At 61.6% G+C, this 13,987-nt stretch carries 11 protein-coding genes and 1 tRNA gene; 7 read left to right on the forward strand and 5 right to left on the reverse strand.

What is annotated here, in order from left to right; genetic code table 11:
* Window positions 1-92: 92 nt before the first annotated feature.
* Window positions 93-407: a DUF485 domain-containing protein gene (locus tag AC3WQZ_RS17405; RefSeq protein ID WP_010809344.1), complete on the forward strand. Its 315-nt coding sequence runs from the start codon at window positions 93-95 to the stop codon at window positions 405-407.
* Window positions 404-1,975, forward strand: coding sequence for a cation/acetate symporter ActP (actP, locus tag AC3WQZ_RS17410; protein WP_010809343.1), 1,572 nt, complete (start codon window positions 404-406; stop codon window positions 1,973-1,975). Before AC3WQZ_RS17405 ends, actP begins: the two co-directional genes overlap by 4 nt.
* 68 nt (window positions 1,976-2,043) lie before the next feature.
* Here the strand turns inward: actP and AC3WQZ_RS17415 are convergent, their stop codons facing one another.
* Entirely contained in the window at window positions 2,044-2,460 is a 417-nt protein-coding gene (locus AC3WQZ_RS17415) for a nuclear transport factor 2 family protein (RefSeq protein ID WP_011617167.1), read from the reverse strand.
* A gap of 173 nt (window positions 2,461-2,633) precedes the next feature.
* Window positions 2,634-3,506, reverse strand: a complete 873-nt coding sequence (locus tag AC3WQZ_RS17420; RefSeq protein WP_011617168.1) for a LysR family transcriptional regulator — start codon at window positions 3,504-3,506, stop codon at window positions 2,634-2,636.
* A gap of 162 nt (window positions 3,507-3,668) precedes the next feature.
* On the opposite strand from AC3WQZ_RS17420, the gene AC3WQZ_RS17425 reads away from it, so the two are divergent.
* Window positions 3,669-4,688: an NAD(P)H-quinone oxidoreductase gene (locus tag AC3WQZ_RS17425; protein WP_011617169.1), complete on the forward strand. Its 1,020-nt coding sequence runs from the start codon at window positions 3,669-3,671 to the stop codon at window positions 4,686-4,688.
* Window positions 4,689-5,478: 790 nt separating this feature from the next.
* Here AC3WQZ_RS17425 and AC3WQZ_RS17430 read toward each other — a convergent pair.
* Both AC3WQZ_RS17430 and AC3WQZ_RS17435 read right to left on the reverse strand, forming a co-directional pair.
* A complete protein-coding gene (locus tag AC3WQZ_RS17430) occupies window positions 5,479-8,253 on the reverse strand; it encodes a winged helix-turn-helix domain-containing protein (protein WP_492300934.1) in 2,775 nt (924 codons plus the stop codon).
* A gap of 30 nt (window positions 8,254-8,283) precedes the next feature.
* The gene (locus AC3WQZ_RS17435) at window positions 8,284-9,057 is read right to left on the reverse strand and encodes an SDR family oxidoreductase (protein ID WP_011617172.1); all 774 of its coding nucleotides are present in this window, start codon (window positions 9,055-9,057) and stop codon (window positions 8,284-8,286) included.
* 907 nt (window positions 9,058-9,964) lie between these two features.
* Between AC3WQZ_RS17435 and AC3WQZ_RS17440 the strand changes: the two genes are divergently transcribed.
* The 4 genes from AC3WQZ_RS17440 to AC3WQZ_RS17455 all read left to right on the forward strand — a co-directional run bounded on the left by AC3WQZ_RS17440 (window position 9,965) and on the right by AC3WQZ_RS17455 (window position 13,722).
* Entirely contained in the window at window positions 9,965-10,930 is a 966-nt protein-coding gene (locus AC3WQZ_RS17440; RefSeq protein WP_011617175.1) for an enoyl-CoA hydratase/isomerase family protein, read from the forward strand.
* Between the two features lie 194 nt (window positions 10,931-11,124).
* Complete coding sequence (gene hchA / locus AC3WQZ_RS17445; RefSeq protein ID WP_010809335.1) at window positions 11,125-12,006, forward strand: glyoxalase III HchA; 882 nt, start codon at window positions 11,125-11,127, stop codon at window positions 12,004-12,006.
* A 1,142-nt stretch (window positions 12,007-13,148) separates the two neighbouring features.
* Window positions 13,149-13,400, forward strand: a complete 252-nt coding sequence (locus AC3WQZ_RS17450) for a hypothetical protein (protein WP_011617176.1) — start codon at window positions 13,149-13,151, stop codon at window positions 13,398-13,400.
* 175 nt (window positions 13,401-13,575) lie between these two features.
* Window positions 13,576-13,722 carry a DUF3096 domain-containing protein gene (locus AC3WQZ_RS17455; protein WP_010809333.1) on the forward strand — a complete coding sequence of 49 codons (147 nt, stop codon included), beginning with the start codon at window positions 13,576-13,578 and terminating at the stop codon, window positions 13,720-13,722.
* Window positions 13,723-13,841: 119 nt separating this feature from the next.
* Here the strand turns inward: AC3WQZ_RS17455 and AC3WQZ_RS17460 are convergent.
* Window positions 13,842-13,917: transfer RNA gene (locus AC3WQZ_RS17460), tRNA-Met, on the reverse strand.
* Between the last annotated feature and the right edge of the window lie 70 nt (window positions 13,918-13,987).

Raw genomic sequence — 13,987 nt, forward strand, 5'->3', positions numbered from 1 at the left:
CCCCCAATTCCGGCACCCACCCATGAGCCGGTAGCCAATGCCGGCGTGGCAAGTGCGTTCTCACTAGAAAACCCGCTTCAGGAGACAAAGCAATGCAAGCTTTCACCACAACAGAGCGCATCAGGCGCCATCCCAGGTTCGGCGAACTGGTCCGCCGACGCGCTCGCCTCTCGCGGGCCTTGCTGGCCCTGGTCCTCGCCCCCTTTCTCGCGCTGATGCTCGCGGTTGCAATGCAGCCCCAGCGCCTGGCCGAGCGGCTTCATCCGGAAACATTGTTCAACCTTGGCATCGTCCTTGCCATTGGAATCATGCTGCTGGGGTGGGGGGCGACGTGGTTCTACGTGCGCCGGGCCAACGGCGAGCTGGAAGCGATGGTGCAGCAGATCCTGTCGGAGGCCGGACAATGAATCTCCAGGCCATTTCCATGTTCCTGCTCTTCGTCGCGCTGACGCTGGGCATCACGTACCGGGCCTCCTCGCGCACCCGGACCGCCAATGACTTCTTTACCGCAGGCGGCGGCATCACCGGCATGCAGAACGGCCTGGCCGTGGCGGGCGACTACATGTCGGCGGCCACGCTGCTCGGCGTGGTCAGCCTGGTCTATGCGCGCGGCTTTGACGGCCTGCTGTATATCGTCGGGTTCTTCATCGGCTGGCCGGTCATGCTGTTCCTGATGGCCGAACGACTGCGTAATCTCGGCAAATTCACCTTCGTCGACATTATTTCAGACCGGCTCGATCCCGTCAGCACGCGCTGCATTGCAGCGGCCAGTAGCTTGGTGGTGGTGCTGCTCTACCTGATCGTGCAAATGGTCGGCGCCGGCGAGTTGGTGCAGTTGTTGTTCGGCATCGACTATGTCTATGCCGTCATCGGGGTCGGCGTGCTGATGATGATCTATGTGACTGTTGGCGGCATGATCGCGACGACATGGGTGCAGATCGTCAAGGCAGTGCTGCTGCTGTTCGGCGGCTCGTTGCTGATGTTCCTGGCGCTGGGGCATTTCGGCTTCAGCCTTGAAGCGCTGGCTGCCAGGGCAATCGCGGTGCACCGCAGCGGCCCCGCCCTGCTCGCGCCGGGCACGCTGTTCGCCGATCCGGTCTCGGCGCTCTCGCTGTGTGTGGCCACCGTGCTCGGGCTGTCGGGACTCCCGCATATCCTGATGCGCTTCTTTACGGTGCCGAATGCGTGCGAAGCACGCAAGAGCGTGCTGGTAGCCAGCACCTGCATCGGTTACATGTTCCTCGCCATGTTTGCCATCGGACTTGCGGCCATCGTGATCGTCGGTACCGATCCACGCTATTTTGAAGGCGGCCATGTCGGCGGAAAGCTGCTCGGCGGTGGCAACATGGTCGCGATGCACCTGGCCAGCGCGACCGGCGGCAACCTGTTCCTCGGGTTCCTGGCGGCCGTCGCCTTTGCCACGATTCTCGCCGTGGTGTCGGGCCTGACGCTGGCCGGTGCTTCGGCGATCTCGCACGACATCTACGCCGGTGTCCTACGGCGCGGCACTACCACCGAGGCAGCCGAGATCGCCGTCACCAAAAAAGCCACGCTGGCCATCGGCATCGTTGCGGTGCTGCTGGGGATTGCCTTCAAAGGGCAGAACCTGGCGTTCCTGGTCGCGCTGGCTTTCAATGTAGCGGCCTCGGCGAATTTCCCGGTGTTGGTGCTGTCGATGTACTGGCGCGGCCTGACCAGCCGCGGCGCGGTCTGGGGCGTGGCGTCGGGCCTGGCGTCGTCGGTCGCGCTGGTGGTACTTTCCCCTGCCGTCTGGAAGAACGTGCTGGGGCACCCCTCAGCCATCTTTCCGTACGACCACCCGGCGCTGTTCACAGTCCCGCTCGCGTTCCTGGTCACATACCTGTGCTCGCGCTTCGACCGGAGCGCCAGGGCCGAGGCAGAGCGCCAGGCCTTCGACGCGCAACTGGTCCGCGCACAGACCGGCCATGGGGCGGCGGCACCATCCAGCCACTGACCCCTGGCGCATGACCCGGCGCGGGTAGCGCGCCACACAGACGTGCAACCCGCTGCGGTAGCTCCGTGCTAGGTCGCTGCAGGCGTCAGCGCGGCATAGAACGCCGCGTTGTCCCAGTAAGCGCGCATGAATTCGATCCTGCCATCCGTGTCCATACGAACGATAAAGACGTGCGGCAGCGAGAAGGACTGGCCTCGGCTTGCGATCCCTAGCACGTCCCGAGCCTGCGTGCCCGTGATGGTGACCTCGGCAATTGCGGTGCGCTGGTCATCGTCACCATAGACCGCAGTGACCTGGTTGCTCAAATCCGGGAAACCATCCATCAGGGCGCGCCAGATTGTCCTGCCGGCATCGCCGGCCGGCCCCTCGAGCCTCATGGGGACATAATCGATACGCGCATCTTGCGAAAACATGGCGAGCATGCCGTTTATGTCATGCTCACGGTAGCGCGCGAAGAACGCCTTGACGATCTCGATTTGGCTCATCACAGATCTCCCTGGAAATGGATCATGGGGCAGGCCGGCATGGCGCCCGATAGGTCCGCCACGCCCGTGCAGTCATCATCATCTCGCTTCGCCGAGCCCTGTCAATGCCCCTCCCCGAACGGGGGGCTGCGCCAACGCCGGCAGCCGGGAATGGCCTGGCTGTCTCCTTCCTCCTACCGAAGGCGTTCGAAGGCATGCGCGATCTCCTCGATCGCAGCGCGTATCCGCGCGGTGTGGCGCAAGTCCTTATGGGTCACCAGCCACACCTCATAGGGCACGTCGCGGCAACGCTCAGGCCAGAGCCTGACCAGGTCGTCGGCCTTGCCCATGTAGACAGGAATCTCGCCCACACCCAACCCCGCCTTGATGGCACTGCGCAACATCAGGCTGGAATTGACGGCCGCCACGATACGCCCGCCGGAAATGGGTTCGCCCACCAACATTGGCTCCCTCGACCCAAGCACATAAGGCTGGTACACCACCAGGTCATGGCCGGAAAAGGCCGTACCGGCCTGGGGCTCTCCATGCACGCGAAGGTAGCCTGGTGAGGCGAACAGCCCCATCGGCCATTGGGCCAGACGGCGTGCGATCAGGTCGGGGTTGTCCGGCCTGGCCGTGCGGATCGCGATATCCGTTTCCCGTTTTGCCAGGTTCAGCATCCGGGTCGATGCATCAATCTGCCATACGACCTCAGGGTACTTTACGTGTAGCGCCTCAAGCGCTGGCATCAGAAAATCCATCGCCAGCGAATCGGTTGTGGTGATCCTCACTTCGCCCGCGAGCCGGTCGTCGAGTCCCTGCGTCAACCGCTGGAAGTCATTGGCAGACTGCTCCATGCGCTCCGCCGCATCGAGCACGCTCTCGCCCGCCATGGTCAGCACATAGCCGCTTGACGTGCGTAGGAACAGGGTTGCCCCAACCACGCTTTCCAATGCCGTAAGGCGCCGCCCTACTGTGGCCTGGTCCACGCCAAGCGATCTCGCCGCGGCGCGCAGCGTGCCATCCCGATACAGCGCGAGAAAAACCCGGGCATCGTCCCAGTTCATATCCCCTCTCAACCGCACAAATAGTCCGATGCGATTCTGCATGTCAGCCATGAAACCCTGCATCACATCATTGAATCGCAGAAACCTATACTGCCTCAACCGCGACAGCAATTCCCACAACGGAGATCTGCGCCGCGCTCCACGAGTTAATCAGGAAATTTCATGCCTTCGCCTTCGCATAACATCCCCGATACGATGACGGCCATCGAAATCAAGCATCCCGGCGGCCCGGAAGTGCTGGTGCCCACACGGCGGCCAGTGCCCGCGCCCGGCCCGGGCGAGCTGCTGATCCGCCACCATGCGGCAGGCGTCAATGGTCCCGACGTATTCCAGCGCAAGGGGCTGTACGATCCGCCTCCCGGCGCCTCCGACATCCCCGGACTCGAGGTCGCGGGCGAAGTCGCGGCCCTCGGCCAGGGCGTCACCGGATTCAGAGTCGGCGACCTCGTCTGCGCCCTGATTCCGGGGGGTGGATACGCCGAGTACAGTGTCGCCAGCGAGCACAATACCTTGCACCTGCCCGATGGTCTGCGGTTGGTGGAAGCTGCCGCGATGCCAGAAACCTTTATGACCGTCTGGCTCAATCTGTTCCAGCGGGGCAAGTTCACCAAGGGGGACACCATCCTGATCCATGGCGGCGCGTCTGGGATCGGCACCACAGCCACCATGCTCAGCAAGGCCTTTGGCGCGGCCAAGATCATCACCACCGTGGCCTCGGACGCGCAACGCGACGCCAGCCTCGCACTTGGCGCCGATTACGCGGTCAATTACCTGGAAGAGGATTTTGTCGAGGCCGTCATGCGCGTCACCGAAGGCAAAGGTGCCGATGTCATTGTCGATATCATCGCCGGCGATTATGTCCCGCGCAACTACGCTGCCGCGGGCATTAACGGGCGCATCGTGCAGATCGGTGTCATCAAGGGCGTCGCCAAGGAAGTCGACTTGTTCCCGATGTTGACCAAGCGCCTCACCCACATGGGCTCGACCCTGCGCTCGCGCACGCCTGAAGAAAAGGCCGAGATCATCCGCGAGCTCGAGGCGCAGGTCTGGCCGCTGATGGCATCTGGCGCGGTCAAGCCGCTCATCTACCAGACATTCGCACTGGAACAGGCGCGGGCAGCCCATGAACTGATGGACTCCGGCACCCATATCGGCAAGATCGTGCTCACGATGGGCCAGTAACGGCACAGGGCGGCAAGTACAGGGGTGCGAGCGATGCCGTGCGCCCCGGCCGTTTCGGTATGCCTGCCCCATTTGCACGCATTCCAAACCGAGGTGCCCGTTAACGCTGCGATGAAGGTGGACGGCGGAACACAGTGGCGACGGTCGCTACCATCGACAACAGGATCAGCGCACCGCCAAACCAGTGGGTTACCCGTCAACGGTGCCTGCCCAGCCGTGACATCGCGGGCGAGGGTCGGACCCTAGGGAAAGACAGAAACCATTCATCGAGTAGACCGCGACTTTGATCGGCGACGAGAGGATCAGCGCGGACCTCGCCTGCGAAGGGACACGGATAGTCGGACGCAGAGAACCTAGAGCGCCGACGCGGCGTGCAATGGTCTGCGGCAAGCGCAGTGCCAGGATACCTTGCAGCAGCGCATCGCGAGCAGCAACAGAAATGCGCCGAGCGTAGAGGGAAAGGCAGATACTGGACCAGCACGCCGCTGACCAGCGCGCCCATTGCGAGACACAGCCCCGGCGCCAGCCCGTTGATCATCACGCAGCGAACGGTGTCCAGGTCGAGCAGCCCGGCGCCGAGCACGCTTGAGGCCACGCCGGTGGAAACGCCCCGGATGATGCGTGCGAGCATCAGCGTGGCGACACCATTAGCGATAAGGAACGGTAGGATCGCAGCGCCATCGCGGTGAGAATGACTGGACGCCGGCGACATAGTCGGACAGCGCCCCGGTGGTCAGGAACAACATGGGGCGTGTTGATGGGTTCGCGATCGGATAGCGCCCGCGGGAACCTAGCTTCGCGCCACGGGACGCTCCGCGACCCGTGGCAGGTCCCGGCCCAGGCCACTGCGGACCGCCTGGATGCGGGAGTTCACTTTCAGCTTCTCAAAAATATTCTTCAGATGCCATTTCACGGTTTCCGGGGCGACACGAATGGCCCGGGCAATCTCCTTGTTGGAAAGTCCTCGTGCCACGTAGTCGAGAATTTCCACTTCACGGGCGCTTAGCCTGCTGGCGGCCACCGGCTCCGCCTGGTCATCCGCGGCGTCTGGCTCGCTTGCCGGCGCATCGAACCCGGCGCATAGCCTCCTCACATACCAAGGTTCAACCTCGGCCAGGCGGTCTTGCTGCAGACACAGCGCGTCAAGGATTTCCCGGGCCGCAGGGCCGGCATCGAGAAACACCCGCTGCAGACCGTTCGCCTGGCCATAGGTGAGCGCGGCGCGCATGGCCTGCACAGCCTCCGCACGCTGCCCCGCACTGTGCAGGGCGACCGCCAGCATCACTGAAATCTGGGCGGACAGGTACTGCATGCCCGCCGCACGGACCTCAGCCTGCACCCCCTGCAGGATGGGAACAGCTAGCGCGGGTCGGCCGCGCCCCACTAGCAGCCGGCAATGCGCCACCTGGAAGCGTTGCCAGGTTTCCAGGTAGCTGCCACGCAAGGTCGCCGGTTTCTGCCCGACCAGCCCATCCAGGTCGTGCCCGATGCGCGCGGCACGGCCGATATCTCCGGCACCAATACTGATCCGGATCGCCTCGGCCTTGCACGCGACCTGCATGCGCAGCCATTGGCGGCTTCTGGCTACGGCTTCCGCGTCTTCCACGATCCGATAGGCTTCATCCTGCTTCCCCGCCAGCAGCCGCAGACGGGCCAGCGTCACGCAGAAGCCGATCAGGGGTCCCAGCGAGCAAGATTGCAGCGCCATCTCGAGCCGCTCGTCCAGCAGTTCCGCGACCCGGTCGAGGTCATTCCATTCATAGTGGATTGCGGCCAGATATCCGACCGGGAGCACCGATGCGGCAGACTGCCGGCCGGCGCGCGCGTTGGATTCGCGCAGCACATCCTCCAGGGTCTGAACGGCCTCGCCCAGCCTGCCTTCCACGAACAAGCTGAGCCCAACCATGCTTTGCCGGTACACCTTGGCGTAGATCGGCGTATCAGCGCCGGTATTGAGGGTGAGCGTGCGCCGCAGGCGTTCGACCTCGTCAAATCCCGCTGCATAGCTGAGCCCGAAGATCTGTGTGGTCAGCCCGATGCCCTCCTCCCATGAGCCGGTGTCGGGGCCGAGCGCAAGCACCTTGCGGCCCATTTCCAATGAAAATTCGCTTTCATCGGACAGACCCGCGATTAGCGCCGTGACCGCCTGCAACTCGACGCGCACTACCTCGGTCAAGGGCAGCCGCCCGTGGCCAATGTCCTCCTCGACCGCCTGCAACACCGCTCTGGCCGCCACTGTCTGCATCGTCAACGCGAGCGCCCAAGCCTGCGCCAGGCGCAGGCGCAGCCGGCCATGCACCGCCTCGGGGGGCAGCTTGGCAACCCAGCTCAGCACCGTCCGCACGTCGCTGGCCTCGACCAGGGTCATCGCGCATTGCTCGACCCAGCCGGCGGCGCGATCGACATCCCCCGCGGCCAAGGCATGCCGGACCGCTTCCTGCCACAGCGATTGCGCCGCAAACCATTCACTGGCCCGGCGATGCAATTCGGCAACTTCGTGGGGACGCTCCCTCACCAGGCGTTTTCTCAGATATTCGGCAAACAGCGCGTGATAGCGATACCACTGGCCCTCGGCGTCCAAGGGTCTGACGAACAAATTCCGAGCCATCAGCCACTCGAAAGTGGCATGCGACTCGCTGGAGCCTGTCACTGCATCGCACAAGGGCACCGACATCCGGTCCAGCACCGAGGTCTGTAGGAGAAAAGTCTGTAGCGGCTCGGGGACGTGAACAAATACGTTCTCGTTCAGATACGCTTCAACGCTGCGCCGGGCGAATGGCAAGCGCTCAGCAAAGACGTCAGGCTTGTCGGTTGCGCTTAATGCAAACGTCGCTAATTGCAAGCCAGCCGCCCAGCCTTCTGTCGCTCGCAGCAGCACCTCGATCTGGGCAGCGCTCAGGGCATGGCCGGAAACGGCAGAAAAAAACGCCTGCGCCTCGGCGCTGTCAAAGCGCAGGGCCTCCGCATCCAGCTTCAGCAATTGGCCCCGGGCCTCGAAGTAACTCAGCGGAAAGCCCGGCTCGCCCCGCCCCGCGACGAGCAGATGCAGGTTCTCCGGCGCATATCGGAGCAGCCTGAACACCGCCTCGTGAATGGCTGGCGATGCCAGCCGGTCAAAATCATCCAGCACCAACACCATTTGGCGCGGCAGGGCCAAGACCGCATTGAGAAGTTCCGCAAACATCGTGTCCGCCGGCGCTAGCGGGTCGGGCTTCAGGCCGCAAGGGATCGGCTCGCCGGCCTGCGTGCAAGCTTCCCTTGCCGCGGCGAGCAGATAAGCGCCGAACTGGAAGAGGTCATCATCATCGCGGTCGATGCTGAGCCAGCCAACGGCGCAGCCTTCCTGCGCCAAGACCTTCTTCCATTCACTCAACAGCGACGTCTTGCCGAAGCCGGCGGGGGCTACCAGGACCGTCAGCTTGCGCTCCATGCCAGGCCGCAATAGCCCAATGGAGCGTTCACGATGGATATAGTGGCGCGTTCGCGGTGGCGCCAGCTTTGTCAGGATCAAGGCTGGCCGCCATTGGGGCAGTTGCGCAGCAGCGACCGGAGATGATTGCGTCATTCGTGACTCTTCCTGACAGCATGCAGCACACTAGACGATCACATCCCATTCATCACGCTGCTCCCGGCGCACCATCTCAGCGGCGGAATCAGGCTTGATGGTTCGGTAGCGATGCGACGCGGCGGTGATGACATCGATCATGGCATCAATCATTTCCTGCGGGTCATGTTGGTTATTCAGCGGACGCTTCATGCGTGGCCGCATCGCTTGCTTTCCGTCTTCCCACCATTGGTCCATGCTTTCCATGCCGGTGTCGTTGAAACCCGTCCGGTAGGCTCCAGGATTCACGGTCGCGACTTGTATCCCGTAAGGCTTCAGCTCCTCACGCATGGACGCGCACAGCGCCTCGACCGCATGCTTGGATGCCGCATACGCCGCCACCCAGGGGACCTTGACCAGACCGGCAACAGAAGACGTCCAGACGATCTTGCCGCTGCCGCGCCGGATCATCTGTCGGGCGAACCCCTGCGCCATCTCGAGTGCCGCGAATACATTGGTCTCGAATACCCGCCGCACCAGCGCGATAGGAATCTCCGCCACCGGCCCCGCCTCCATGATGCCAGCATTGTTAAACAGCACGTCGATCTCGTGCTGGAACGCGCGCTGCCGGTCGATCGCGTCCAACATGTCGAGTTTGATTACCGTCAGCCGGACGCCCTCGAGCTCCGCCGCATTGCGCAATTCCGTCACCTGCGGCCAGATTTGCGCTCCTGCAATAACGTTATGCCCGCTGCGCGCGAGTCCCAGCGCCACCCCTTTGCCAAAGCCGCTGCCGGCGCCAGTCACCAATACAGTCTTCCCCATACTACGCTCCTGAGTCGCAGACTAGGCGGGGGTGTGCCCTTACTGCTCCAGCTTTGCCAGCAGCAGGTTCGCCCACCGCAACACCGGACGCCGAGTACGCCGACGCCTTTCACCGCCCACCTCCGCCATGGTCGGTACCTTGGTGTACCCGGCGCTACTACAAGCATTGCTATCCGCAGTCGCCGGAATGCCAACTAGCTACCCCTCGCGCTTCTTGCCCCTCGCGTCTAACTTTTCTTCACTAGGATCACCCGAGCAGGGCTGGATACGACTGTAACGGATGATCGCGGAAACGGAAATCAAGCCACAAGGGCATAGGATACCGTCATAGGGGGGGGAGGTGGGGGGCATGACCGGCGCTGCCAACTCTTCACTGTTTCCGGGCGTTGCTTTGTGCTGAACCGAAGCCTCCTGGACTAATCCGAGCGCCGACTTCAGCATTGCCAAGACCTGACCTGGGTACCCCCCCACTTAGGGAGGCTCCTTGCAAACACCGCAGCGATACGGGAATGATTGCGTTAACGATGCGAACAGCGTGTCTCGCGTTTCCACGAACAATTACTCGCTAATGGGAATCGCAAGGCCATTGGATTGGAGTGTGCATCCTAAAGCACTTCGAAAGAATGTCATGCGATTCGTCGTCGGCGCACCAAGCAAAATCATGTTCCTCGACTTGAACTGTAATGGTGGTGGAGCGGAGTCAACCGAAGGCGTACTCACGCCATTCGGGATGCTGACCTTCGATCGCCGCCGCGTCAATTCCGAAATTGCTGACATAGCCACCTTCCTCCGCGGCGCCTGGGGGAAACCGCGACGCCCCGGTGGAGGGCAACCGCATCACTCGACCCGCCGCGAACTACGGGCCAAGCCTGGCTCGGCAAGCGGTAGATGAATCCAAGGACCTGCCATGTCGACTATCTCCAGGCGTTCATTTGTCCAGTCCGTCGGCGCTGCAACACTCGCGCCGGGAATGTTGCTCGTCTCGGCCGAAACTGGGGCCGCGTCCGAAAGCTCCGCTTCGCCCCAAGGGGCCAGTGCAAACTACGCCGATTACAAACATATCCAGGTCACCAAAGACCACGGCGTCGCCACCGTAACATTGAACTATGCGCCGCTCAACCTGCTCGATGAGGTACTGTCGGATGAGTTCGATCGGGTGACCCGACAACTGGAACAGGATGCGAGCGTACGCGTCATCATCCTGCAGAGCGCTGTGCCGAAATTCTTTATCGCACACTCGGGCCTGCACCGTGTCGGCTCGGCGCCGAAGACGACTTCGAATACACGCACATTCCGTCTGACCCAGATGCTCGGAGAGCGCCTGCGCAACATGCCAAAAGCCGTGATCGCAAAGGTCGAAGGCATCGCTCGTGGTGGTGGCTGCGAGATCGCGCTGGCCGCGGACATGTGTTTCGCCGCGATCGGCAAGGCTGTGTTCGGCCAGCCGGAAGTCGTCTGCGGACTCGTCCCCGGCGGGGGCAACACACAGCGCCTGCCGCGGCGCATGGGGCGCGCACGTGCCCTTGAGGTGCTGCTCGTCGGCGGAGACTTCTCGGCAGAACTGGCCGACCACTACGGTTATATCAATCGAGCGCTGCCGGCAGGAGAACTGGGGCAATTCGTGGACAAGCTCGCCCGCCGCATTGCAACCTTCCCCACCACCACGATTGCCCATCTGAAAAAGGCCGTGGACATGGGGTCGGACGTATCGTTCTCCGAAGGGTTGTTGATGGAAGCGCATGAGGCCGACCTTTGCGTAGCCAACGAAGCGATACAGGCGCGGGTCAAGGCGATACTCAAAGCTGGCGCTGAGACCTACGAAGGCGAACTCCATTTTCCTGAACTGTCCGCGAAGCTGCCGCCCGCCGATTAAGCGATCGACCTGCGTCCGAACCGTGGTTGCCCGCAAGTGCGAAAAAAACATTGATACGAGCGGGAAGGTGAAGTGCACATAGCAAGGCGCCGGAATGCATGGTCCTTGCTGGTGATCGGGGGAATTCCCCATTTGATGTAAAAAAAGCCGGTGAAAACTAAGCTCTAGAACTGATTTTTAGAAGGAAGCCTATCATGACGTCCCAGACCGACAGCAAGCAGCCGACGCCTGACCCAGCCGAGCACAAGGCGTTCTTTCCCTCCCCATACTCGCTCTCACAATTCACATCGCCAAAGTCGAACCTCTCCGACGCCGACTATCCGGACGCTTATCGGGGAGGTCGCTGGAAAGTACTACTCGTCGCTGCGGACGAGCGCTATCTCCTGACCGGAAACGGTACCTTCTTTTCTACTGGCAACCATCCCGTCGAGACCCTGCTGCCGATGTATCACCTGGACCGCGCGGGCTTCGAGTTCGACATTGCCACTTTATCGGGCAATCCGACCAAGTTCGAATGGTGGGCGTTCCCTTCTGAGGACGCCGAGATAAAGTCCCTCTACGCGAAGTACGAGCAAAAATTTCAACAGCCCCTTAAGCTTGCTGACGTAGTCAATTCGTTGGACAAGGACGCAAACTACATTGCCGTTTTTATCCCTGGGGGACATGGCGCCCTGATGGGGCTGCCCTTCAGCGCAGATATGAAGGCAACCCTTCAGTGGGCCATGCAAAACGACAGGTTCATCATCACGCTTTGTCATGGGCCTGCGGCCCTGCTTTCCGCCGGCGTCGACGAACCTAACGGGGGAGACCTGTTCCGCGGCTACCGCATCTGCGCATTCCCGGATTCCATGGACAAGCAGACGCCAGATATTGGCTATATGCCCGGCCCATTGCGTTGGTTCTTTGGAGAGAAACTCGCAGCGATGGGAGTAGAGATCGTCAATACTAAAATTGATGGGAGTACTTTCCGTGACCGGAAGCTCCTCACAGGCGATAGTCCATTCGCTGGCAACAATCTTGGCAAACTGGCTGCGCGCGCGTTACTGGAAGAAGTGCAGAGTACGGGTGCGCGCTAGTCCTCACACCATCATGGACTTCGTCTGCTCGGGCGCATGATTAAATTGCCTGCGCAAACCGTGATAACGCCTCTGGCGGCGAGAGACCATTCTCCGGTCCCTCGTCGCGAGGCGTTCCTCGCTCTTTCTTCGTGAGGACAACGCTTGATCCCGTCCGTTAATTTGAGGCACCGCTGCAAACAAGAGCATTCTGGATGGCCGTTCCAGATCGCTTACCGGTCTTAATTGCAAGGTAGTCTGGATGACTGAGATGGGTTGCGGATAGAAAGGTGGCCTGGCCTCTCAGCCACCGAAGAAACAGGAATCTTTGCCGACTCAAGGTGCATCAGCGTCCCCTATCGGTCCCTATAGGTGCAAGACGATGTGCCGCATCCTCCCGTGGAGGCCCAACCTGGCTCGCTGGATGAAAGCTAGCTTTTCAGATCGGCGAATCACTCCCGATATATCAACTAGTGCAGGCGGCTGGTCGTTCTCGAAGTTCCGTCGTGAGAATAATTTTCGACTGAATGAGACTCCACACACAAATCGCATCTACCAATGCACGGCCAAAGATCGGAAAGCCATTTTGTTCTAACGAGCGATACACTCTAGCCACACTGTCCAATCGTGCATTTCATTGTGTTTATAATCGGCCGTCGTCACCCAGTGCCGACTACTGCGCTAATGGGACAAGCGCAGACCCTTTTGGGCACCCCATGTCTAGTCGGAATGATGTACACGGTTATCGTGGCGTTGTACGAGACCCAGAACAGGCGTCCGTTGCAAGACTGACCTGGTGTGTATGCATTTAAGTTGGAGCACTCGCGACCCCTGACCCTATGTCTACGCCCCGCCACCAGTGACCGATGCCGAAACGCGCCCTTCCGGTGCGTAAATAAACTATCCTCTGGGCATAGGTATGGATGTTCCTGTCGATACGAAGGAGCAGCAACGAGTACTACAGCGAATCCCTCGAATCGGTGTTCAGGATTCCATGGCAGGCCATCGACAACGCGTTCCGCCCGAGCGGCAGTCCTCCGCCCTGAAGAGGGTCAGCACCCGAGCCATCGCACCGCGGGCGAAATGGCAAAGGCGGCCAGCCGACGGGCCGCCCTTGGCCGCTTCGGCCTTTCCTCGTTACATGTCGGCATCAGGAGACACCCATGCTGGAGACGATGCTGAATCAGTTCCCTCCGCTGGAGCAGGAAGCTTTCCGCGAGACCTGTCTGCGTAACGGGGTCGCACCCGACGGATTTACCGTAACAGCTGTTGAAGACGCTGCAGGCGCTGGGCCGCCACGCAGGCGCACCGTCTCGGTAGGCTTCGGGAGGGAAATCCGCCAATACAACGGAAACCTGGGTGCGCAATGGACTGTCGATTTCGAGGACGACCTGCGATCGCGTGTGTTCGGCTGAGCTTTGCCTCTCTGCGCCACCGTTTTCATACCTAGAGCACCGGAGCAAATCATGGCGGACTGATGGCAGGCATCAGCCTCGAAGCCACTAAGGTCACGAAGCTGGCTGCCATGTAACCACCAACAGCCGCCCCCAGGAGCGCCCGCCAGATCAACCCCAATCACACAGGCCCATCATGGACTTCATTACCAGCGCCGGCCCGCTAATCTCGTTGATCGCCGGCATCCTTATTCTTGTCATTCCGCGGCTGCTTAACTATATCGTCGCCATTTACCTCATTGTCATCGGCCTGCTCGGACTGTTTGGCGGGCACCTGCGCTGAGCGGTCCGGGGCCTGCGTCTGGTCGGGAGCTTGCCGGGTGTGCGGACGCCTCCCTCACCATCTTCCGGCATGAAAGCAAAAGCCCCGCGCGGATAGCTCCGGCGGGGCCTGGGCGAATATGGTTGCGGGGGCAGGACTTGAACCTGCGACCTTCGGGTTATGAGCCCGACGAGCTGCCAACTGCTCCACCCCGCGGGGCGAAATATACGCGGGTTGGCAGCACTTGGATACCCCTATTCCAAAAAACTGTGCAGATTGCCGAGCA

Source organism: Cupriavidus sp. FW305-26 (assembly GCF_058787975.1).

What these genes read in the sequence shown, in the direction of transcription:
- AC3WQZ_RS17425 (WP_011617169.1), top strand. Translation starts at nt 3,669, where the DNA reads ATGCCTTCGCCTTCGCATAACATCCCCGATACGATGACGGCCATCGAA.
- AC3WQZ_RS17440 (WP_011617175.1), top strand. Translation starts at nt 9,965, where the DNA reads ATGTCGACTATCTCCAGGCGTTCATTTGTCCAGTCCGTCGGCGCTGCA.
- AC3WQZ_RS17450 (WP_011617176.1), top strand. Translation starts at nt 13,149, where the DNA reads ATGCTGGAGACGATGCTGAATCAGTTCCCTCCGCTGGAGCAGGAAGCT.
- AC3WQZ_RS17455 (WP_010809333.1), top strand. Translation starts at nt 13,576, where the DNA reads ATGGACTTCATTACCAGCGCCGGCCCGCTAATCTCGTTGATCGCCGGC.
- AC3WQZ_RS17420 (WP_011617168.1), bottom strand. Translation starts at nt 3,506, where the DNA reads ATGAACTGGGACGATGCCCGGGTTTTTCTCGCGCTGTATCGGGATGGC.
- hchA (WP_010809335.1), top strand. Translation starts at nt 11,125, where the DNA reads ATGACGTCCCAGACCGACAGCAAGCAGCCGACGCCTGACCCAGCCGAG.
- AC3WQZ_RS17415 (WP_011617167.1), bottom strand. Translation starts at nt 2,460, where the DNA reads ATGAGCCAAATCGAGATCGTCAAGGCGTTCTTCGCGCGCTACCGTGAG.
- actP (WP_010809343.1), top strand. Translation starts at nt 404, where the DNA reads ATGAATCTCCAGGCCATTTCCATGTTCCTGCTCTTCGTCGCGCTGACG.
- AC3WQZ_RS17435 (WP_011617172.1), bottom strand. Translation starts at nt 9,057, where the DNA reads ATGGGGAAGACTGTATTGGTGACTGGCGCCGGCAGCGGCTTTGGCAAA.
- AC3WQZ_RS17405 (WP_010809344.1), top strand. Translation starts at nt 93, where the DNA reads ATGCAAGCTTTCACCACAACAGAGCGCATCAGGCGCCATCCCAGGTTC.
- AC3WQZ_RS17430 (WP_492300934.1), bottom strand. Translation starts at nt 8,253, where the DNA reads ATGACGCAATCATCTCCGGTCGCTGCTGCGCAACTGCCCCAATGGCGG.